This is a genomic window from Paraburkholderia sp. (genome assembly GCF_026225065.1).
Classification (GTDB): domain Bacteria; phylum Pseudomonadota; class Gammaproteobacteria; order Burkholderiales; family Burkholderiaceae; genus Paraburkholderia.
On record NZ_JAMFSB010000237.1, the window covers coordinates 1 to 22,555 of the forward strand.

Genomic DNA, 22,555 nt, shown 5'->3' on the forward strand with positions numbered 1-22,555 from the left:
ACACGACCTCGCCGCCCGAACACGAAGCATGGCGCGCCAAACAGATCGCAGCCCTGAAAGACGGCACGCCGGTGCCGCCTCGTCCTGTCATCACGGATGAGCAGATTCGCGAGAGCATCGAACGCGGGCAGCTGCGCGTTCAGCGCGAACGCGGTACCGACCTCACCATCTTCTCGCCGCGCGCAGCCGGGATGGGCCACCATCTGGGCACGGAAGAGGCGAATGCGCGCTGGTCGCAGGAATGCAACGACCTGATTTATCGCGTGTGCAGACAGTTTCCGCGCAACTTTGTCGGCGTCTGCCAGTTGCCGCAGGCGGTTGGCGCAGCGCCCGCGAATTGCATCGCCGAGTTGCGACGGTGTGTGGAGGAACTCGGCTTTATTGGCTGCAACCTCAACCCCGATCCATCGGGTGGTCACTGGAACGGCTTACCGATGACCGACCGCTCGTGGTACCCGCTGTATGAAGCGATGGTTGAGCTCGACGTGCCGGCGATGATTCACGTTTCGTCATCGTGCAACCCGAATTTTCATGCGACGGGCGCGCACTACATCAATGGCGATACCTCGGTATTCATGCAGCTGCTGAGCGCCGATCTGTTCGCCGATTTCCCCACGCTGCGCTTCATCATCCCGCACGGCGGCGGCGCGGTTCCGTATCACTGGGGACGCTACCGCGGCCTCGCTCAGGACATGAAGCGGCCGCTTCTCACCGAATACCTGATGAAGAACGTGTTCTTCGACACGTGCGTCTATCACCAGCCAGGCGCCGAGCTTCTCGCCAAGGTCATCCCGGTCGGCAACATCCTGTTTGCGTCGGAGACGATCGGCGCGGTGCAGGGCATCGATCCCGAGACCGGTCACTACTACGACGACACGCGGCGCTATATCGACGCGATTCCGTGGCTCACGCCCGCTGACCGGCAACGCATCTACGAGGACAACGCGCGCGCGGTGTATGCGCGGCTGTCCAGTCAACTCGAACGCCAACTTTCCTGAAAGGAGACCACTGTGACGAACCCCATTGGATGGCACCATAACGAGTCCGCGCCGCAAGCCAGTCCGGAGATTCTTGAGACGTTGCGCGGCCTGGCCGTTTCGCTGCTGAGCGACAACATGGCACGCGCGAGCGGCACGATCGGGCTGCAGCCGTATCATCGACCCAAGCCGATGGCTGGAACCGCGGTGACGGTCCGCACGCGCGGTGGTGACAATCTCGCGATTCATCGCGCCTTCGATTTTTGCCGTCCGGGCGATGTGCTGGTGATCGACGGCGGTGGCGATCTTTCGCAGGCGCTGATGGGCGAGATCATGTCGAGCTTTGCGGAGAGCCTGGGGGTTCAAGGCCTGGTGATCGACGGCGCCATTCGCGACGTCGGCGCGCTCCGGCAGGGCGATTTCCCCGTGTATGCGCGCGGCGTGACGCATCGGGGGCCGTACAAGAACGGGCCAGGTGAGATCAATGTGCCGGTATCGGTCGGCGGCATGGTCGTGCATCCCGGCGACATCATCGTCGGCGATGAAGACGGTGTGCTGGCGATCCCGGTTGCCGAAGTCGAGGCGGTGATTGCCGGGGCGAAGAAGCAGGGGGAGAAGGAGGAGGCGGCCCTGCGATCTATCGCCAAGGGGGAGTTCGACCGCTCGTGGGTCGTCCCGCATGAAGCGCGGATGATGGGCAGCTGAGCCAGGTGCCCGGCACGCGGCTCGGCGCGGTGGCGGTCAGGGCAGGGCAGGGTCAGGCCAAGCCGCGTGCGCCGCCGCGTCACGGCGTAGGGCAGAGCACAGGGCGTAGCGCAAGGCACCGCCCATCACCGTCCCCTCATTTACCCGCTGGCGCTCCGTCCGCGTCGCCCTTGAACACCCTCCGCCAGTCGTCCTTCATATCGATCAGCAGCCAGCCTTTCACATTCGCTTCCTGTAGCCCCTTGTCCAGCTTCCCGCTGCGTGCCGTCTGATCGTAGGCATATTCGCGCTGCGCGTCGGTGTGATGCAGCAGGGCCGCAAAGCGCGGACCGTCGCCGGAGGTGGTCCATTCGAGCATCGGCAGGTCGCTGTCGGCATTGCCGAACGCCATTAGCGGCCGGCGTCCAGTCACAGCCTGAATGGCTTGCGGCTTCATCGCGCCGTCGTTGAGCGTGTCGACCTGCGCGAGCCGCGTCAGCGTCGCCGTGCCGTTCGTCAGCCCGTACTGATAGCGAACCGTGCTGCCGATCACATCTTCAGGCGGCACGCCGTACATGCTCTGCGAGATCGCGCGAATGAATTCGACGCTGTCGGCCGAGACGATATAGGTTCTGAAGCCGTTGGCGCGCAGGTAGGCGAGCAGCTCGACCATCGGCTGATACGCGAGCGCCGTATAGGGGCGGTTGAAACGCGGATCGCTCGCGGTATCGAACCAGTCGTGCACGATCGAGGCGAAACTGTCCGTCGTCATACCCGCGTGGGTGGCCGCAAGCAACTTCATCGCGCCTGCGTTGCCGCTGCTTGCCACCGGCTTCAGATTGCCGCGCAGGATCGATCGGAACGGCTCCTGGCGTTTCCACTCGGGATGATGCGGCGCAAGCGTCTTTACCTGTTGCAAGGTGAAGACGAGTTGCACGGACGCCGGCTGCTCGACCCAGAGCGTGCCGTCCAGATTGAACACCGCAATCCGCTCGGCGCGCGGCACGAAGTCTTTCGATTCGGGCGTCGTCACGCGCGTGACGAAATCGATGATCGAACGCTCCGCCGGGGTGTCGTTCCACGATGCCATGGTCGAATTACCAGAAGGCGCGCGGGCCGGACGCGAGCCCTGCGTCCCGCTCTGGTGGGGCGTGGTCGTGCACGCGCAGAGAGCGACAACGGTCAAGCCGATCCAGGATCTGCGCATCAAGCCAATCATGAAAGCCTCGTGAGTATGTGATGTCGTGCGGCGCTCGATGCGCCGTTAGTCTTTTCGCGCCTACTAAATAGCACATCCGGCGCGTTTGTTTAACGGTTTGCCGCGTATTTTGCCGACGTCAGGCGGAGGGGGACTCCTGCGCGCCGAGTTGGGACCCTGGTTCGCCTGGCCCAGCCGAATCAGGACCCGCACCAGGCCAAATTGTTTTTATATTCGAATCAATTCCCTGAAATTGACGTCGCCATTTCAAAAGGCGATTTATTTTGATCATTTTCAGCATAATAAAAACTGAAAAATCCGGCTTTCGTTCGTGTTACAAATTTATTCCCATGTTTTTTGAAAACGTTTGCTAGTATTTTCAGACGATGACCACGGCCGGCTACAGCGCGTGGTAGCTATTTTTCGCCCCCACAAGGTCCATGCGGGGTGTGTTTTCGCTTTCAGGCTATTCCTGCCACCGGCTAGTGAGACGGGGCCATCATAGTTCGATCCAGTATTAATCGATTAACTGATTTAATAGTCAGACTTCTATTTGCGTTAAGCAAATGGATACGCTCGTTTGTCAATTGCCATGAAGCCGGAAAATCCAATGACCACGAAGCGATGTCTTGCAGCGAGTGCGGTGTTGTGCGCGGCGGCATTCTCGTCAGGCGCTTATGCGCAGGCTTCGGCAGACGACGCCAACAAGAGCAATAACCCGCTGAATCTGGCGCCCTCATTCAACATCCAGGACTACTACACCCCGAGCCTGTTCGGCGTCGGCGGCCACACCAACGACTTGCTGCTGCGGCCGACTGTTCCGGTGGGGCCGCTCGGACCGATCGGCGTGCCGGAGATTTTCCGCGCGACGGTGCCGATCAGCACGCGCCCGGACCCGACCGGCGGCTATAACACGGGCCTCGGCGACATCAACCTTTTCGACATCTTTCTGCTCTCGCAGTCGGACGTGCAGATCGGCGTGGGCCCGCTGATCACCGCGCCCACGGCCACCGACCCAAGCCTCGGCACCGGCAAATGGCAAGGCGGTCTGGCGGCCGTCGCCGTCAATGCGACCCCTGCGCATCTGCTCGGCGCACTGGTTCAGTGGCAACACTCGTTCGCCGGTCAAAGCGGGCGCCCGACCACCCAGTCGCTTACCGCCCAGCCGTTCGCCATCTTCAACCTGCCTGGCGGCTGGTACATCCGTTCCACCGGTATCTGGAGCTTCGATCTGCAGCATGGCACCTATTACATCCCCGTCGGCCTTGGCGCGGGCAAGGCGTGGAAGAGCGGTTCGACCATCTACAACGCATTCATCGAACCGCAGTATTCGGTCGCTCATTCTGGTCCGGGCGAGCCGCAAGTGACGATTTTTGCCGGACTGAACCTGACGTTCGGCAAGTAGCCGACCCACTTCGAGAGACGCCAATCCATGAAAATATCCAGGCTCCTGCGCATTGGCGCGATATCCCTGGGGCTGACGCTGATGACGTTGTCGCACCCATACGCCAGTGCTCAGGCGAGCGCCGTTCCAGCGACGGTAACCGCGTCACCCGAGGAGGCGCGTGGCATCGCGAAAGACGCGTTCATCTACGCCTACCCGATGCTGTTCAACTACAAGACGCTATACGAGCAGGTGCTCGATCCCGGCTCGAAGTCTTACGTGGGCGGCTTTGGCAAATTCCGCAACTACTCACGTCCGTACGGTCCCGAGAACAAGGAGATCGTCACGCCGAACAACGACACGCCGTACTCGTGGGCGTGGCTCGATCTGCGCCGTGAGCCATGGGTGCTGACTGTGCCGGCGGTGAAGGACGACCGCTACTACGTGTTCCAGTGGATCGACCTGTTCACGTATAACTTTGCCTATGTCGGCTCGCGGGCCACGGGCAACGGCGCAGGCCACTATCTGTTTGCCGGCCCCGACTGGCACGGCGATACCCCGAAGGGCATCGACAAGGTATTCCGCTCGGAGACCGACATCATCCTCACCTTGGGCCGCACCGCCTTGAGCGGGCCGGCCGATGTGAAGAACGTTCAGGCGATCCAGAAGCAATACCAGCTCACGCCGCTTTCCGCGTTCGAACATACGAGTGCGCCGCCACCCGCGCCGAAGGTCACGTTCCCGAAGTGGGACGAAGCGAAAGCGACCTCGATCGATTTCATCTCATACCTGAATTTCATGCTGCAGTTCGCGCAGCCGACGGCGCCGTCTGAAGCGGACTTGATGCAGCGCTTCGCGAAGATCGGCATCGCACCGGGCCAGCCTTTCGATCCAGCCGCGCTGCCTCCCGCGACGCGCGAGGCCATCGAACAAGGCGTCGCCGACGGCAAAGCGGCGCTGGCCGACGCCGAGAAGCACACGACCAGCTCCTACGACCTCTTCGGCAGCCGGCAGGATCTGAACGGCGATTACATGAAGCGCGCGGTCGCCGCCGGGATGGGTATCTACGGCAATACGAAGGAAGAAGCGGTGTACGTCGGCACGCGTGTCAACGCCGATCACGAGCAATTGCTGGGCTCGCAACCCTACCTCATCCACTTCGACAAGAAAGACCTGCCGCCGGCGAAGTTCTTCTGGTCGATGACGATGTACGACCTGCCGGGCCGCCATCTGGTGGCAAACCCGATCAACCGTTATTCGATTGGCGACCGCACCAAGGGCATCAGATACAACCCCGACGGCTCGCTCGATATCTACGTCCAGCACGCCACGCCCGGTGCTGATAAGGAGTCCAACTGGTTGCCCGCTCCCGAGGGGGCCTACAACGTGATTGCCCGCATTTACGGACCGGACGCGTCGGTATTCGACGGCACCTGGAAATTCCCGGCACCGCAAAAGCGATGAACTCAAATGGACGAGTCGGAGCCCGACATGAATAAGAAGGCTGCAACGTGGGTCACCGCTGCGGTGCTGGCGTCGCTCGCGAGTCCGATCCTGGCGCGAGCGCCGAGCGGTTCGCAGGCACAGGCGGCAACCGTGCTCTCAGTTCCGGGCCCCGTGCCTGGCTATGCCATCTCGGAGGCCTACGCGCGGCTGGTGGCGCGCCAGACCTACTTCTGGGCGTGGCCGATGGTCAACGTCTACAACCGCCTGCTGGCAATGCAGAAGGTGCCGCATTCGGGCCTGAATGGCGGAATCGTGCCGGTTGCGCCGCCTAACCACCTGTCGATGCTGCATGACTATATCGAGCCGCAGGAGCGCTTCGTGGCGTGTCCGAATCAGGATGTGGTGTACGGCTCGGCCATCTTCGACCTGAACCAGACGCCCGTAGTGGTGCAGGTGCCGGATTTCGGCGAGCGCTTCTGGGTGTATCAGGCGGTCGATTTGCGCACCGACGGCTTCGCCAGTCTCGGCAAGCTGTACGGTACGAAGCCGGGCTTCTACCTGTTCGTCGGACCCGACTGGCACGGCCAGGTGCCCAAGGGGATCCGCCAGGTGTTCCGCTCCGGCACGGCAGTGGGTAGCTTCATTCCGCGCGTATTCATGGATGACACGCCTGAAGACCGGGTGGCCGTTCAGGCGGTGATCAGCAAGGTTGGTCTATACCCGTTGAGCGAATACGATGGCAAGATGAAGGTGACCGACTGGTCGAAGCTGCCGAGTTTCGGCTCGGGTGACGCGAGTGCCGAGGAGATCAAATGGGTTGACCCCGCAAAGTTCTGGGACGAACTACCGATGGTGCTCGAGCAGGCCCCACCGCAACCCGGCGAGGAGACGTTGTACGCCCAGGCGAAAGCGCTACTGGCGGCCGCACAGAAAGATCCCGCCATCAAGTCCGCGATCGTGGATGAGGCTACGCAGACGGACGCAAAGCTGGTCGCGCCGCTCTTCGACTTCAATACGTTCGGCAAGCCTTTGCCGGCGCATTGGAACACCATCAGCAACGGTGCGGAATTCGGCACGGACTACTTCACGCGCACGGCGGTGGCGAAGTCCAACATTTTCGTCAACAAGCCCAACGAGACAAAATATTTCTATGCCGACGTGGACGCATCCGGCACACGCCTCAACGGCGCGCAGCGCTATACGGTCACTTTCCCGAAGGGGCAATTGCCGCCAGTCAAGGGCTTCTGGTCGTTGACGCTGTACAACGCGCATCACTTCTTCTCTCCCAACGATCAGAAGCGGTACTCGCTGGGCACCAAGAACAAGAATCTGCAATACAACGACGACGGTTCATTGACGATCTACGTGCAGAGTTCGACGCCGGGCGCCGGCAAGGAAGGCAATTGGCTACCGGCGCCGGCTAGCGAGGATTTTTCGCTGTACGTGCGGGCCTATTGGCCGGAACAGGCGGCGCTGGACGGCACGTGGACGCCGCCGGGTGTCGTGCATGAAGCACAGTAGTGGATTGGGCCGAAGTCAGAAATTATCTAAGGGTTACGAAGTAAATAATAACGATGCGGGCAACTGTCCTGACCACGGGAGGTCAGGCGAAATTTGTGAGGATCACCATGAGTAAGCGTCGTCTCCTGTTTCGAGGTGGTTATCTTGCCGCGCGGTTTTCCGCTGGCGCGTTTGCTGTTGCCGCCGGCATGGCGTTTTCGCCGCTGGCTCTGGCCACAGAAGGCGGTATCGGGCGCCCCATCACCGGCATGCAGATCGCCCCGTATGCCGGTATTGTGCCGCCCACGGACGACTGGATCATCTCGGTCACCTCGATCTACTACGAGGGTTCGCTTGGCGCGAGCAAGACGTTGCCGATTGCCGGGAAGGTCACGGCCGGCCTCGACTACCACGTCTCGTACAACATCTTGAACGCGATCAAGACCTGGGGGATCACCGCGGGCGGATGGAATTTTGCGTCGTCGTTCGGCGTGCCGGTCCAGTACACCGATGTGTCTTCGTTTCACGGCCGCTTGCCCGACGACCACGCCACGCAGTTTGCCGATATCTTCTTCACGCCGGTGGTGGCCGGCTATCACCTGACCAAGACCGACCACATCGCGCTGAGCGTGCAGATTTATGCGCCCACCGGGGCGTACAACACCAGCAGGCTCGCCAACGCCGGTCAGAATACGTGGACGTTCACACCGACCTTCGCGTACACCAAGCTGCTGCCGAAAGAGAACATCGAGCTGTCGTTGAATTACGGAGTCGAGTTCTACACCGTCAATGACCAGACGCAATATCACAACGCGCCGATCAGCGTGCTCGATCTGCTGGCGCTCAAGCGCTTCGGCTCGGGCTGGGGTGTCGGCGTGGTGGGCGGCTATATCCAGCAGTTCGGTCATGACAGCGGCGGGATCGCGGACTTCGTGGGCGGCGCCGAAGGGCATTCGGTGGGTATCGGGCCGATGGTCACGTGGAACGGCAAGATCAGCAAAACCCCGGTCGGCGCGACGCTGCGCTGGGTGAATGAATTCAATGTGAGCAACCGGCCGAAGGGGAATTCCGTGGAGTTGTCGTTGAACGCGACGTTTCAGTAGGCGGGGCGCGATCGGGCGTTGGATTGCAACGCGCCTCGGTGCGTGTGCCGCATAATCTCTGTTCATGTCACAACAGAGGTGGTGAGAATGTCTAGGCCAGACATCGTCTTTTGGGGGGGAACCGGGCAAGCCAAAGTGCTGCGTGAACTGATTCGCGACGACTTCGACCTGCGGGCCGTATTCGACAACAGTCCCACGCTGCTGCCGCCGTTTGCGGATATCCCGTTGATCCGTGGCTGGGATGGCTTTCTCGCATGGCACGCTGCGCGGCAAGCTGTCCCTTGCCACTTTCTGGTGGCAATTGGCGGCGATCGTGGGAAGGTTCGCGTGGAGATCCACGAACAGCTCGCGAGTGCCGGGCTGCTTGCTTCGGTTGCCGTGCATCGCACCGCATTTGTGGCTGACAACGCCACGATAGGCGCTGGCAGCCAGATTCTCGCGAACGCGGCTGTGTGTGTCGAAGCCGAACTGGGCACGGCATGCATCGTCAACACGGCTGCCAGTGTCGACCACGAGTGCCGGCTTGGCAACGGTGTGCATGTTGCACCCGGCGCTCATCTCGCCGGCGAGGTCCAGGTCGGAGATTTCAGCATGATTGGGGCGGGCGCGACCGTCTTGCCGCGTATCCGGATTGGGCGTCACTGTATCGTTGGAGCGGGCGCGGTGGTGACCCGCGATTTGCCCGACGCAACGGTGGCCTACGGTAATCCGGCTCGCGTCGTCCGGTAGGCACGCGGGTCCCTTCGACATCCGCCCGAATGCTCAGGTAGCGCAGTGAGGAATCAGGCTGCGCAAACCTGCCGCACAACCGCCGCCACACGCTCAATTTCCGCAACACCCATATCGTGATAGCTCGGCAGGTTGACAGCGCGCCGGTAAATGCCGTGCGAGACCGGCGTATCCACAGGACGGTGCAGCCCTTCCAGGTCGAGCGCGCTGAGTGGCCAGAAGAACACGCGGCCGTCGATTTCGTTTTCCTTGAAGGCGCCCAGCAACGCATCACGATCGAACTTGACGTGCTCATGGAACACCGCGGTCGGCATCCAGTAGCCGTTGACGGTGCCCGGATGCTCGACGTTCAGGCTCAGATGCGAGTCGAGCGGGGCTAACGCGTCCGCGTACATTCGGAAGATGGCGCGCTTTTGCGCTATCAGCTCGTCAATGCGTTCCAGTTGGGCACAGCCGATCGCCGCCTGCAGGTTCGACATTTTGTACTTGAAGCCGATCTGGGACGGCCAGAACTGTCGCGTCTCCCCCTTGGCCCGGCCGTGATTGCTTAACGTCAGCACACGTTCATAGAGCGCCCGGTCGTGCGTGACGAACATCCCGCCTTCGCCAGTCGTCAGCGTTTTGGTGCCGTGGAACGAGAACGTCCCGAACGTACCCAGTGCCCCTGCACGCCTTTCCGCATACGACGAGCCAATGGCTTCGGCGGCGTCCTCAATGACGGGAACGCCGTGGCGGCGACCGATGTCGAGCAAAGCGTCCATTTCGCAGACGCTGCCGTACAGATGCGTCGCGACGATTGCCTTGGTCCGTGGCGTGATTGCGGCTTCGACTTTGGCCGGGTCAAGGCACCAGGTGTCGGGCAGGATGTCGACCAGCACCGGCGTGGCACCGACGTGGATGATCGGCGCAGCCGTCGCGATCCAGTTGATGTCGGCCAGAATCACTTCATCGCCGGTGCCGATGCCGAGTGCGGCGAGACCCATATGCATCGCGCCCGTGCAGCTCGACGTAGAAATTGCATACGGCACCCCCAGAAACGCCGCAAAGCCTTTTTCGAAGCGGTCGATGTACTCATAGCATCGTTCCCCCCAGCCGTTTGCGGCGGCGTCTGTCGCATAACGGACTTCGAGTTCACCGATCGAGGGTTTGGTGTAGTAGATACGGGACACGCGGTTTCTCCAGTTTGATATGCATTTAATAGCACTCCGGCCGGTCGCGTCATTGGCCAAACTGGACCCAAATCTGGCGTCAATTTGTCGGCTCAACCCGGGTTGTCCTCGGACACAATTGGATGACCAAGTCGAATAGCCAGACAGCGATGAACGCAAACATTTTTCAGGTCTTTCACGATGAGTCGGCACGTCAACGACTTGATCCTGGCTTTACGGGACTGGACAACGCCGCGAGCCCCAAACCGGAATGGGGAGAATACTGGGCGATCAGAAATTTCTTTCTTACCTCTTCGCTCAACGAAGACGACCTGTACGGCTTTTTCCCCCCCGATTTCGCCGGCAAGACCGCGCTAAGTGCTGGTGATGTCGAAGCATTCATCCGCAGCAATCCTGGCCACGACGCATACACGTTCTCTGCGTCCATTCAGGACAGCGCTTGCTATCTGAATGTGTTTGAACAGGGCAATCGTCTTTATCCGGGCTTTATCGAGGCCGCAGAAGCCTATCTGCAGGCGATTCAGCTCGACGTCGATCTGCGGACACTGCCGATGGACTTCCGCTCGACCGTCTATCGCAACCATATCGTCGCCAAACCGTCTTTCTGGCAGACCTGGTTTGCGCTTACGGAGAAGCTGTTTGACCTGTTCGAAGGTGAGGATGCCAAATTTCGCGTGCGGCTCGACGCCGAAGTCGCCTGTCGTCCACCCATGGGGATGCAGGCGCTGCTGGTCGAGCGAATCGCATCGCTCGTGCTGACCTTGTGTCCGGATATCAAGGTTTGCGCCTTCGATATCAGGTCGATGCCATTGTCGGAGCCTGCCTTCCAGACCTACCAGCGTCAACTCGCATTTCTTGACAATCTTAAGCAAGGTGCCAAGGGTGCGGCAGGCAGTCGCTGGCTAAATAACTTTTATGCGCTTAGAGGCGCCGTCTTGCAGGCGTGTAATGGTCAACGAATGGCCAAGGCGAAGGACGGCTTCCTCGGGACGCCGCTTAAGACCTCGGGGGACATCCTGTATGCGTGTTTCACGCACGTCCCTTTGGTGTTCGACTATCCGCCACTAGTATCCACATTTTCTCTTGGCGGCGCACAGGGGCCAGGCAAAGCGAATTTGCGAGATCTTGCCCCTGAGTGGGAGCCATACCATCCGCAACTTGGCGCTGTGGCAGGAAGCTTCGCGTTGAAAAACTACATCGTCGAGAATCAGCTTCAACTGCGCCATGTCGGCATTTGCCAGTATCGTAAATTCGTTTCCACGCGACCGATTGCCAAGGTGCCGAACAACGAACCCCGGCTTGCGGATAACTGGAGCTGTGAGGCGCTTGACGACATAGAGCTTGCCAGCTTCATGGCAATGGGGGACCAGGATTTTCTGCTGGTAAGACCCAGTGTGCTCAAGGGCGGATACTTCACCCAGTACAAGGACTTTCACGTTGCGGAAGACTTTCTGCGCTTCACTTCAGAGGCCGTGGAACTCGGCGTATTGTCGGGTAACGACGTGATCCCATTTTTTAACAGCTACGTGTTTATGCTCGGCGGTGTCGAATTGGGCGTCTTCCCGGCAGATTTCTGGGTGCGTACGATTTCGGCGATTGAAAAGGTGGTGCGCGCGTGCTTCACACGTTATCCGGGCAAACGTTCGGGTTATCAGGTGCGCAACTGGGCCTTTTGTGCGGAACGCCTCGGTAGCTACCTGCTACTCAATCATCTCAACTCGAACTACGATCCGAAGACGTGGCAACAGAAGTTCGTTGGCCAGCTCAACGTAGTAACCGGCAACCGGCAAACCGCGCAAATAGCCTGAACGTGACCAAGGAAACTTCCGACCATCATTTCAGGCAGCGTGCATGGCAGACAACCCGTTAAGCGCATTGCCGATCGCAGGCGCGTTCGTGGCCCAAAGCACCCCAAGGGGTGACTCGCGCGGCAGCTTCATGCGGCTTTTCTGCGCGCAAGATTTCGCCGAGGCTAACGGCGCGCGGCAGATCGTGCAGATCAACTGGTCGCATACGGTTCTGGCCGGCACGGTGAGGGGACTGCACTTTCAGCAGGGCGCTGACGCGGACGCGAAGTGGGTTCGGTGCATGGAAGGCTGCGTGTGGGACGTGATCGTCGACTTGCGGCCCGATAGCGCCACGTTTATGCAATGGCATGCAGCGGAGTTGTCTGCGGAGAATTGCCGCGCCGTGTTCATCCCGGAAGGATGCGCGCATGGCTTTCAGAGCCTCGAGCCCGACAGCCGCCTGCTTTATCTGCATACAGCCTTTCACAACCCGGCGGCCGAGCGCGGCGTTGCCTTCAATGATCCTCAACTCGCCATTGCATGGCCGCGCGACGTGACGCTGTTGTCGGATCGCGATCGCGCGCTGCCAACTGTGCAGACGCTATTCGGTCAGGCGGCGGGCTAAGCCACCGCACCGTTCGTGTCACAGGTATCGGACGCGGGGCAACGCTACCGCGAATCGCACATCTGAACCAAGCACCGGCTTCTGTTGTGCGACGACCTCATCCGAGATATTCCACGGCAGTATCAACACGACTTCCGGTCTTGCACTGGCGAGTTCTGCCGGCGAGATGATCGGAATGTGGCTGCCGGGCATGAACTTGCCCTGTTTGGACGGCGCCGCGTCGCACACGTAGGGCAGCAGATCCGGTTTCACACCGGCATAGTTGAGGAATGTGTTGCCCTTCGCTGCCGCTCCATATGCGCCGACCTTGGTACCTGCATCCTTGCAGTCGAGCAGAAAACGCAGCAGACCATTCTTGGCCTCGTCGACGCGTTGCTGGAAATCCCGATAGGTGTCGAGCCGCGTGATGCCGCGCTCCTGTTCGAGCGCGCGAATGCGTTCGACGGAAACGTCATCCGCGCGCGGATCGTCGGCGTGACAACCGAACACGCGCAGGCTCCCGCCGTGCGTTTTCAGCTGATCGGCGCGGCAGACACGCAGGCCTGCTGCACGGAAAATATGCTCGACAGCCTGCAGCGAAAAATATGAGAAGTGCTCGTGATAAACGGTATCGAACTGTACCTCGTCGATCAGATTGACGAGATGTGGAAACTCGAGCGTGATGGTGCCACCGGGTTTCAGTGCGGTCTTCAGGCCGGCGGAGAAGTCGTTGACATCCGGTACGTGGGCAAACACGTTGTTGCCGACAATCAGATCTGCCAGATGACCACGTTCAACCAACGTGCGCGCGAGCTGTTCGCCAAAGAACTCGCGTAGCACCGGCACGCCGAGTTCCTCGGCGCGTGCGGCAGTGCTCGCGGTCGGCTCGATGCCGAGGCAAGGGATCTGCGCCGCGACGAAGTTGCGCAACAGGTAGCCGTCGTTCGAAGCCACCTCAATCACAAACGAGTCGCGGCCGAGCGACAGTTCCTCGATGATCGACGCAGCATAGTGGCGCGCATGCGCCAGCCAGCTTTCGGACACCGAAGAAAAGTACGCGTAGTCCGCATCGAACAGTGCCTCGCGCGCAGCGTGGTCTTCCGTCTGCACGAGCCAGCAGGCATCGCAGACGAACAGCTTCAGCGGATAGTACCGTTCCGGTCGCGTGAGGTCCGTCTCGGTCAGATAGGCATTCGAAGGCGGTGCGAATCCGAGATCGAGAAACGGGAACGTAAGGGGTTGACCACAGTGGCGGCAGTTCAAGACTTCAATCCTCTCAATTACCCGGCGGCAAACTCGGCCGCGTGGGCCGCTTTCTTGCCGATCCTGTCTTCGTATTGCCCGATCTGCTCGAGCGTGATGTGGCGCACGCTCTCGCCGCTTTGTCGAGCGCGATGCCACTTTGCAATCCAGACGAGCGCTTCTTCCAGTTTGAGCAGCGATTCCCAACCAAGCTCGCCGCGCGCCTTGCTGGCGTCGAGCAGCAAGAGTCCGGCTTCGTGCGGCGCATCGGGCTCCGCCTGCACGGTGAAACTTGCGCCTGCGCCGAGTGCGGTGGTCAATGCGGCGGCGATCTCATCGACGGCCCGCATATCGTCGGGGCGTGGCCCGAAATTCCACGCTCCTGCATACTGTCTAGGCTGAGCGTGCAGACGCTCGGCGAGCGCGAGATAGCCGGCGAGCGGCTCGAGCACGTGCTGCCACGGCCGTACCGCGTGGGGACGGCGCACGATGGCAGGCTCGCCGCGATCGAAGGCGCGCAGCAGATCGGGCACCAACCGGTCGATTGCCCAGTCGCCGCCGCCGATCACATTGCCGGCCCGTGCGCTCGCGATGCCAACGCGCGTTTCGGCATCGCCGTCGTGTGCGAAAAACGATTGCCGGAACGCTGCAGTTACGAGTTCCGAGCACGCCTTGCTGTTGCTATAGGGATCGCGGCCACCCAGCGTGTCGCTTTCGATGTACGCCCGCCGGGTTTCCAGATTCTCGTAGCATTTGTCCGTCGTCACGTTGATCACCGCACGTAAGCCGTCGACATGACGCGCTGCATCGAGCACGTGGACGGTTCCCATTACGTTCGTCGAATAGGTTTCGACCGGGTCCGCATACGATTGACGAACCAGCGACTGTGCGGCCATGTGAAACACGACCTCGGGGCGCGCCCGTTGCATCGCATTGCGCAGCGCCGCCGAATCCCGCACGTCGCCGGTTATATGGTCGATTCCATGCGCCACCTCCGCCTCTTCGAACAACGAGGGTTGTGTAGGTGCGTCGAGCGAGAAGCCGGCCACTTGCGCGCCGAGCCGCTGCAGCCAGAGACACAGCCAGCTACCCTTGAAGCCGGTATGACCGGTCACGAAGACCCGGCGCCCCGACCAGAAACTGGGCGTCATCATCACCAGGTCTTCCACGGTGCGTTGCCGGTCGCCCAGATCGCGTCGAGTTGCAACTTGTCGCGCAGCGTATCCATCGGTTGCCAGAAACCGTTGTGCCGATAGGTCTGTAGTTCGCCCGCGGCGGCTAGCCGTTCCATCGGCTTTGCTTCCCAAGGCGCTGAGTCGTCGTCGATAAAGTCGAGTACCCGTGGCGACACGACGAAATATCCGCCGTTAATCCAGGCCGAGCTTTCCTGTGGCTTCTCCGCAAAACCGACTACCGCGTTTTCGTCTTCCGCGAACTGGAGCACGCCATAGCGTCCCGGCGGTTGCACGCCGGTCACGGTCGCGAGACGGCCATGCCGCTTGTGAAATCTGATCAGCTCTGCGATGTTGACGTCGCCTACGCCGTCGCCATAGGTGAAGCAAAAAGCCTGCTCGTCACGCAGCAGGTGCGATGCACGCTTCAGACGGCCACCGGTCATCGTATGTTCGCCGGTATCGAGCAACGTGACGCGCCACGGCTCGGCATAGCGCTGGTGCACTTCCATGCTGTTGTTGGCGAGGTCGAAGGTGACATCGGACGAGTGCAGGAAGTAGTTGGCGAAATACTCCTTGATGACGTAACCCTTATAGCCGCAGCAGATAATGAAGTCCGTCATGCCATGCGAGGCATAGATCTTCATGATGTGCCAGAGAATCGGCCGATCGCCGACGGTCACCATAGGCTTCGGCCGGGACTGGGTCTCTTCGGCCAGACGCGAGCCGAGCCCGCCAGCAAGAATCACGACTTTCATTTCGGTTTGCTTGACACCGATAAGAGCTGCAGTTGAATCGGATCCAGGCGCGAGCCTGGACTATCGGGTAGTCCCGTGAGATACGTCGAAGGACTCCGCAGGGAGGCCTTCACACCACCGTTGCCACATGATGCGAAACGCGCGGTTGGCGCCGGCAGCGATAACATGTGGCTGGAACATCGCCGACTGCTCACACCGCGCGCGCATGCCCGTGCGCAGCGCGGCGAGCGCTGGGAGATCCGCTGCCACCGCAACGGCGCGGCGCACATAGTCCTTCTTGTCTGTCGCGATGAAGCTTTCGAGTCCGACGTGAGACATCGCCGTGAGGCCACTGCGGCCGGGCACCGTCTGGCCAGGCAGCGTGATGGTGGGCACGCCCATCCATAACGAGTGAAGCCCCGTGGTGAGGCCCGAGTAGGGGAAGCTGTCGAGGCAGATATCGACGTGATGATGGTGTTGCAAATAGACGGGCACACTGGAACGCATCCGGTATTCAACGCGCTCAGGCGCGATACCGTCCTCGGCAAACCATTCGGCGAACTGGCCGCGACTACCATCGCCCGGCATCGCGCCGATCATCAGCCTGGAGTTGGGCACGGCATGAAGCAATTCGGACCACAGGGCGATAACCTCACGGCGCAATTTGTCCACGCGGTTGAAACTGCCGAATGTGACGTAACCCTTGTGCATCGCCGGCAGAAGATTGACCGGCGGGTTCATCGGGTCCGCGAGGAAAGGTGCGACCGCCGGAAGGTACACGATCTTCTCGGTGAACTGGTTTCTGAACTGCTCGGATGGCACCCAGAAGCGGTCGGCGAGGAAGTAGTCCACCGCGCTCAAACCGGTTGTGCCCGGATAGCCGATCCAGCTAACCTGAATGGGAGCTGGCTTGCGGGCCAAGGTTAGCAGGCGATTATGGGCCGTGTGGCCGGACAGCTCGATCAGGATGTCAATGCGATCAGCGCGGATAAGCTCGGCAACCTGATCGTCTTTCTGACCGAAGACCTGGTGCCAGGTACCGAACTGTTTGCGAATTCGTTCGGTAACGTGGTCCCGCATCGGCGTATTCGAATAGGCATACAACGACAGGCTGCTATCTTGGGAAAGGTGTGTTAGCAGAGGCTCGATGAAATTGGCGACTGCGTGGTGGCAGAAATCGCCAGAGATAATGCCGATCCGAAGCTGACGATCGGGATCTTTCGTGTTGTCGTGCTGTGGCCAAAGGCGCTTGAGCGGCTTTTCGAAGCGTTCGGCGAAACGGCGATGCTTGGCGAATACCTCGGCCGGAGTGACGTCCTCGCGTGCGGTGTAACAGAAGGCCAGATTGTTGTACGAAAGGTCGTGGTCCGGATCGAGCTGGATTGCGCGAGTGAAACACGCGCTCGCTTCGATGAGGCGCCCGAGCTTGATGTAGAGGACGCCAAGCGTGCAATGAGCGATGGCGGAGTTCGGTGCAACGCGAGTCGCCGTGAGGCAGACTTCCTCCGATTCCCGCACGCGCTGCAAGGACATGAGTACGATGCCCAGAAGCCGAAGCCCCTCAAGGTGATTGGGGTCCAGTTTCAATAGGCTCCTGCACGCTGCTTCCGCCTCGTGGGAACGGCCGCTCGACTCGTGCATTGCGGCAGACGTCTGTAGCAGGTCGATGTCGTCTGGCCAAAGCTTGAGAGCCGTGGTCATGTTTTCCATCGATTCATCGTACTGGCCAGCGCGATATAGCAGGAGAGTTAGCAGCTTCCAGCCGAATCCGTGGCTGGGATGGCGCTTGACGAGATCTCGTGCCGCGATCAGCGCTTCGTCGGTGCGCCCGGTGTTATAGAGGTAGCGATAGTTTTCGAGTTCCGAGTTGTCCGGCTCCGCCTCGGGCACTGCCGGCGACGACAAGGCATCGGGCGTGGATACGGAAACAGTTGGCGCATCCGCGGCGCGAGCGGTACCGGCGATGGCGGAGGATTGATTCGGCTGGATCTTGTGGGTGCCAACGGTCGACATCGCGGTCATGATCGAGATCAGACTATTCACCGTAGGGCCGCTCAGCCCGCGCTGTTGTCCCATCTCGAGCGCCATCCAGGCCGCCTTCATCTGGCCCGACTGCACCAGGGCGTCGACATAGTTCGCCCAATACTGCATCTTGTTCGGATCCGCTCCGATTGCCTGTTCCAGGTAGGGCACGGCGGCGGCGGCCTGACCCAGCCGGATGGCGACGACGCCCAATTTGTGATTGGCATCGGGATGAGCGGGGTGGATAGCTAGAACTTCCTGATAGCGTCTGCCGGCATCGACGAATTCCAGCTTTGCATCCAGCTGGAGACCTTCCTGCATGGCTGCGGCCGCCCGAAGATGGCGCGTCAGTTGGTCGTCGTGGGGCAAAAGCGCAGCTGCCCTCGTCAGCGGCGACAGTGCGCCGGCAAGGTCGCCGCGCCGCAGATAGGCATAAGCGAGTGTTTTCCAGCCGAAGCCGTGCTCGGGCAGCAACTGAACCATTTGCCGTGCAATTTCTTCGACGCTATCGTCGAGCCCCTTTTCGGCAAGCGTTTCGAGCGTCGCAACGAATTCGCCAGCGAGCGCGTCGATCGGTTCGGAGCCCGATTGACCCTCGGATTCCGCAGGTGCAGGCGCGACAGTGGCTTCAGGGAATTGCGTTGCTGGGTGGTGGGCAACCGCCTGCTGCAAGTCGGCATCGGTATTCATTGTTTCCCTTTCGGATTGGAGGCGCGTCGCGGCAATCGGTCTGTTTTTCGCCGACTGCGGCATGGGTGCGTCGACACGCAAGCAATCGCACGGCGATCTTGATATGTAGAGTCTAGAGATCTTCGGTTTCGGTGATCCGGCGAGTAAAGGCCAGATTTGCCCGCTTTTCGCATTCGGTCTCTGACGTGTTTCAGCCCCGCCGACAGGGCGGCCGCATGGGCAGGAAAACGAAAAAAAAAGCCCGCATGAAGCGGGCTTGAGGCGAACGAGCACGCTTGAGCTGCGGCGTGTTGTTGTTATGCGTTAAATGGAAAACCCTGCGATAGGCAGCGGCTGTTCTATCTCCGAAGCAGCGCCATCCGGTGATACTGGCTCGCCGAACGGCTACGCTGCATTGCCGCGTGATATTCCGTTTCCAGTTCGTCTCGCGATCCCTTGGCATCTTGCATGAGGGCGTTGTCGAGAGACTGGACCCGGCGGATCAGTTCGAGCGAGGCGGCGGTCTGCTGTGCGCGGATCGACATCAACAACGGCGAGCGCACGTCGGCCAGACGCGATGCTTCCTGCCAGTCGGCGAGGCTCGCTGCATGGCCGATCGCGAGGGTCAGTTCGTAGACCCGCTCGACAACCTGGGCCTGATCCATATCGTTGCGTTCTGCCGTCATTTTTGGACTCCTTTATTCCGAGCTTGCGGTCGCCATGGCGCCCGCGCTGTCAGCGCCACCGAACAATTGGGTGAGGTATTGCGAATTCTCGTTGGTCGTCGCCATCAGGTTGTTCAGCGCGGTGAACTCGTTGTTGTACTGCGAGGTCAATTGCGCCGTGTAAGCCGCCAACGCCGTCTGCTGCGTCTGAACGCTCGTGATGTCATCGCTGAGCTCGGTCGAACGGTCGGCAATGACGCCGTCTGTCCCCGTGAACGCGTTGATGCTGGTGTTCAACTGCTCGGCGATGCCGTTCGTTCCGTTGAAAACCGACGCGACCTGCGCGGGATCGTTGGTGACCGCGTTGGTGAGCGTGGTCGTGTCGATCGTCAACTGGCCGTCCGATTGCAGCGAAATGCCGAGTGCGCCCAGCGTCGAGCCCCCGGTGGTGCCGCTCACGATATTGCCCAGCGTGGTCTGGATCGTGGTGAGCATCGAATCGCCCACCAGTGCCCCGTTCGCGCTCGACCCGGCCGCCGAGAACGACGAGAGCGACGACATGGCGCTCACGACGTTGTTGTACTCCGTGACGAAGTTCTCGATATCGCTTATCTGGGTCGACGAGTCCGTTGCGACGGTGATTGTTTGTGTTGCGTTGCTTGCGTCGCTCGAACTGAGTACGGCAGACGTCAGATTGATCGTCACGCCGGACAGAGCCGTCGTGATCGAATTGCTGGTGCTAGTGGCCGCAGTCCCGTTGATCGAAAACTCGGCATCTGCTGCGGATGTATTCTGGGTCCATGCAATGCTGCCCGCGGAGGTGACCGACGACAGGCCACCCGAGTCATTGCCCGCGGTCGACGTGACGCCTAGGCTCGATATCCCGTTGTCGCCGGATACGTTGGTGACGTTGACGTTGATGACGTTCGATGCGCCCGTCGCCGTCGAACTGAGCACCAGGTGAGAGCCGTTCGAGCCGGTGACGACAGAGGCCGAAACGGCGACGCCCGAAGTCGAGGCCTGACTGTTGATGGCTGCAGCGATGCCGCTCAACGAGTCGTCCGACGAGGTGATATTGACGTTCATCGACTTGCCGCCGATCGACACGGCCAGCGTCCCGGTGCCCATTGCCGCAGCCTGGTCGGTGCTGAAGGCGCCTGACGACATGCTCTGCGAGGCTGCGATCTGCGACACGACCATTGTGTACGTGCCGGCCGCGGCGCCCGTGCCGGCGGTTGCCGTGATGCCCGTGCCGCTCGCGGTCGCGGTAAAGCTCGACTGCAGTGAGCCGTTGAAGAGTGGCGCGAGACCGATCTGCAACTCGGACAAGACAGCCGAGAGCGAGCCGATCGCGGACAGCTGAGATGTGTCGTTTGCCGCTTCCGTCTCTAGCGCTGCTGTCTGACCCGCAACCTTCGCGTTGACGAGCGTCGACACGAGCGAGTTGACATCCAGCGAGGAATTACCCGTCGAACCGGAAATGAGCGACTGTCCCGCTTCTGCCAGGGCCGCGGATGCGGCGGCGGATGCGCTAGACGTCGCGCTCGAAATAGTTGACATGAATAAACTCCGTACGTGGCGTGGACCACGCGACTGGTGTCGTGTCTAAAGTGCCGGGTCCGTATGCGAGGCGGGAGGACGAGCCTCCCGTTTCAAATGCTTTCGCGGATGAGCCGGTTGGTGTAACGACCGGCTCACCCGCGTCTACTGCTTTACGCTATTGCTGACTTACCGATTACTGCAGCAGCTTCAGAACTTGCTGCGGGTTGGAGTTGGCTTGTGCCAGCACCGAGATACCCGCTTGTTGCAGCACCTGTGCCTTGCTCAGGTTAGCCGTTTCTTGCGCGAAGTCCGCATCGGTGATCTGCGATTGTGCGCTCGACAGGTCGGTCGACTCATCTTGCTGCGACGTCGAGATGCCGGTGAAGCGGTTCTGGGCTGCACCCAGCGTTGCCTGAATGTTGCTGATGGTAGCCAGTGCGTTGTCGACCGTTTCCATCGCCAGGTTGGCGCCTTGCGTCGTGCTGACGTCGATGGCTGCTACTGACGTCGGAGCGTTGTTGACGTTGATGCCGTAGAGCGTCGTGCCTGACGTTTGACCGCCGCCAACACCCGTACCCGCCGCCGTGCTGCCGAACGTGCTGGTCGGGGCGGCAGCGAACGAAATGCCCGTGCCGCTGGTGGTGAACAGGCCGGCTGTCGCACCCGTCGTCAGCTGGTTGCCGTTTTGATCGACGAACTCGATACCGCCGTTGCCGTTCGCTTCGACGGTGACCGACGTGATCGCGTTAGCCGTGCCAGTTGCAGCCGCAAGGCCGGTATTCGGGTCGACGTCGATGCCCGAAACCACGCCGAACACCGTGCCAGCCGAGGTTGCCGTCGTCGATGCGGCGGCGGCGGCCTGAATGCCGGCCATTTCACCCGTCAGGCTGAGGCCGTTGGTTGCGGTTGCGCCAGTCGCCAGCGAGATCGACTGAATGCCGCTGCTCGACGTTGTGGTCACAAACAGATTCGAAACGGCGCTGCTGGCCAGAGCCTGGTTGTTCTGGTCCGTGAACGTGAAGCCGCCCGTGCCATTCGACACCACGTTGATCTGCGTGATCGCGCCAGCACCGCCAGCGGTGTTTTCTGCACCGGTCGAGGTCAGGTCGAGACCCGTGATCGTACCGAGCGTGTTGCCGGATTGCACGAAACCACCACCCAGCGAAGCAGCCGACACGCCTTGGCTCAGGTCGAGGGCAACGGTCTGGCCGACGTTGGAGCCGACTTGAACGTTGATCAGGCCAGCCGAACCGTTCAGCAGGTTGATACCGTTGTACGTCGTTTGCGAAGCAAGGCGGTTCACTTCAGCAACTTGCTGCGCCACTTCCTGTTGCAGGGCTGCCTGGTTGGTTGCCGACAGCGAGCCACCTGCTGCCTCGTTGGCGAGCGAGCGGATCGTTTGCAGGCTCTGCGTGATCTGGCTCAGACCGGTCGAAGCCGTTTCCACCATCGACACGCCGTCGTTGGCGTTCGACACGCCTTGGTTCAGGCCGTTGATTGCCGTTTGCAGCGTTGTGGAAATTGCCAGGCCAGCGGCGTCGTCTGCCGCGCTGTTGATACGCTTACCCGACGAGAGGCGCGTGATGGCTTGCTGGAGAGCATCGCCCGAGCTGTTCAGGTTTTCCTGAGCCACCAGCGAGCTGATATTACTGTTAATGCTGAGCATGAAAATCTCCCAAGAGGCTGTTGCCTAAAGTTACTGCCACGTTGACATGGGCGGTGCACTCGTTCATTGCTAGCCGCCTCTGAGCAGGATGTCGGCGTGAGAAAAAAAAACTTGAGGGACTTTGTTCAACTCGGACCTAATTGTCTTACCAGGAATTACGGCGCCGGACGGTCGAAAAGCGGTTTAACCAGCCTGTTGGCGGGACGTTGACCGGCTGTCGGCGCCGACGACGAAGGTTGAAAAGTCGGCGTATTCTTTT

The 22,555-nt window shown here is 60.8% G+C and carries 19 protein-coding genes; 10 read left to right on the forward strand and 9 right to left on the reverse strand.

Going from position 1 to position 22,555, the window contains the following annotated elements; all coding sequences use genetic code 11:
• Together M0954_RS17260 and M0954_RS17265 are read left to right on the forward strand one after the other, a co-directional pair.
• On the forward strand, positions 1-998 hold a 998-nt coding region (locus M0954_RS17260; RefSeq protein ID WP_297354483.1), incomplete at its 5' end, for an amidohydrolase family protein.
• Between the two features lie 12 nt (positions 999-1,010).
• Entirely contained in the window at positions 1,011-1,682 is a 672-nt protein-coding gene (locus M0954_RS17265; RefSeq protein WP_297354485.1) for an RraA family protein, read from the forward strand.
• Between the two features lie 136 nt (positions 1,683-1,818).
• Here the strand turns inward: M0954_RS17265 and M0954_RS17270 are convergent, their stop codons facing one another.
• The gene (locus tag M0954_RS17270; protein ID WP_297354487.1) at positions 1,819-2,751 is read right to left on the reverse strand and encodes an HAD family hydrolase; all 933 of its coding nucleotides are present in this window, start codon (positions 2,749-2,751) and stop codon (positions 1,819-1,821) included.
• Between M0954_RS17270 and M0954_RS17275 the strand changes: the two genes are divergently transcribed.
• The 6 genes from M0954_RS17275 (at position 2,750) to M0954_RS17300 (ending at position 9,021) form a co-directional block, all read left to right on the forward strand.
• A complete protein-coding gene (locus M0954_RS17275; protein ID WP_297354489.1) occupies positions 2,750-2,893 on the forward strand; it encodes a hypothetical protein in 144 nt (47 codons plus the stop codon). The two genes, M0954_RS17270 and M0954_RS17275, sit on opposite strands and share 2 nt — an antisense overlap.
• Positions 2,894-3,469: 576 nt before the next feature.
• Entirely contained in the window at positions 3,470-4,264 is a 795-nt protein-coding gene (locus M0954_RS17280) for a hypothetical protein (RefSeq protein WP_122152897.1), read from the forward strand.
• A 27-nt stretch (positions 4,265-4,291) separates the two neighbouring features.
• Positions 4,292-5,707, forward strand: a complete 1,416-nt coding sequence (locus M0954_RS17285) for a DUF1254 domain-containing protein (RefSeq protein ID WP_297354492.1) — start codon at positions 4,292-4,294, stop codon at positions 5,705-5,707.
• 27 nt (positions 5,708-5,734) lie between these two features.
• Positions 5,735-7,210, forward strand: a complete 1,476-nt coding sequence (locus tag M0954_RS17290) for a DUF1254 domain-containing protein (protein WP_297354494.1) — start codon at positions 5,735-5,737, stop codon at positions 7,208-7,210.
• A gap of 107 nt (positions 7,211-7,317) precedes the next feature.
• Complete coding sequence (locus M0954_RS17295) at positions 7,318-8,292, forward strand: transporter (protein ID WP_297354496.1); 975 nt, start codon at positions 7,318-7,320, stop codon at positions 8,290-8,292.
• An 87-nt stretch (positions 8,293-8,379) separates the two neighbouring features.
• A complete protein-coding gene (locus tag M0954_RS17300; protein WP_122152895.1) occupies positions 8,380-9,021 on the forward strand; it encodes an acetyltransferase in 642 nt (213 codons plus the stop codon).
• A 53-nt stretch (positions 9,022-9,074) separates the two neighbouring features.
• Here M0954_RS17300 and M0954_RS17305 read toward each other — a convergent pair whose 3' ends face one another.
• Positions 9,075-10,190: a DegT/DnrJ/EryC1/StrS aminotransferase family protein gene (locus M0954_RS17305; protein ID WP_297354498.1), complete on the reverse strand. Its 1,116-nt coding sequence runs from the start codon at positions 10,188-10,190 to the stop codon at positions 9,075-9,077.
• A gap of 122 nt (positions 10,191-10,312) precedes the next feature.
• Here M0954_RS17305 and M0954_RS17310 point away from each other — a divergent pair, with 122 nt between their 5' ends.
• Both M0954_RS17310 and M0954_RS17315 read left to right on the forward strand, forming a co-directional pair.
• On the forward strand, positions 10,313-11,998 hold the full coding sequence (locus M0954_RS17310) for a hypothetical protein (RefSeq protein WP_122152893.1): 1,686 nt from the start codon (positions 10,313-10,315) through the stop codon (positions 11,996-11,998).
• Between the two features lie 43 nt (positions 11,999-12,041).
• Positions 12,042-12,602 (forward strand): dTDP-4-dehydrorhamnose 3,5-epimerase family protein, encoded by a 561-nt coding sequence (locus M0954_RS17315; protein WP_297354500.1) that lies wholly within the window; start codon positions 12,042-12,044, stop codon positions 12,600-12,602.
• Positions 12,603-12,620: 18 nt separating this feature from the next.
• Here M0954_RS17315 and M0954_RS17320 read toward each other — a convergent pair whose 3' ends face one another.
• The 7 genes from M0954_RS17320 to M0954_RS17350 all read right to left on the reverse strand — a co-directional run bounded on the left by M0954_RS17320 (position 12,621) and on the right by M0954_RS17350 (position 22,296).
• Positions 12,621-13,844, reverse strand: a complete 1,224-nt coding sequence (locus M0954_RS17320) for a class I SAM-dependent methyltransferase (protein WP_122152891.1) — start codon at positions 13,842-13,844, stop codon at positions 12,621-12,623.
• Between the two features lie 17 nt (positions 13,845-13,861).
• Positions 13,862-14,977, reverse strand: a complete 1,116-nt coding sequence (rfbG, locus tag M0954_RS17325; RefSeq protein ID WP_297354502.1) for a CDP-glucose 4,6-dehydratase — start codon at positions 14,975-14,977, stop codon at positions 13,862-13,864.
• A complete protein-coding gene (rfbF, locus tag M0954_RS17330) occupies positions 14,977-15,753 on the reverse strand; it encodes a glucose-1-phosphate cytidylyltransferase (protein ID WP_122152889.1) in 777 nt (258 codons plus the stop codon). Before rfbF ends, rfbG begins: the two co-directional genes overlap by 1 nt.
• A 60-nt stretch (positions 15,754-15,813) precedes the next feature.
• Entirely contained in the window at positions 15,814-18,444 is a 2,631-nt protein-coding gene (locus M0954_RS17335) for a tetratricopeptide repeat protein (RefSeq protein WP_297354505.1), read from the reverse strand.
• A gap of 338 nt (positions 18,445-18,782) precedes the next feature.
• Positions 18,783-19,109, reverse strand: coding sequence for a flagellar protein FliT (gene fliT, locus M0954_RS17340; RefSeq protein WP_297354507.1), 327 nt, complete (start codon positions 19,107-19,109; stop codon positions 18,783-18,785).
• Positions 19,110-19,121: 12 nt separating this feature from the next.
• Positions 19,122-20,648 carry a flagellar filament capping protein FliD gene (fliD, locus tag M0954_RS17345; protein ID WP_297354509.1) on the reverse strand — a complete coding sequence of 509 codons (1,527 nt, stop codon included), beginning with the start codon at positions 20,646-20,648 and terminating at the stop codon, positions 19,122-19,124.
• Positions 20,649-20,823: 175 nt separating this feature from the next.
• Positions 20,824-22,296, reverse strand: coding sequence for a flagellin (locus M0954_RS17350; protein WP_122152886.1), 1,473 nt, complete (start codon positions 22,294-22,296; stop codon positions 20,824-20,826).
• Positions 22,297-22,555 lie beyond the last annotated feature (259 nt).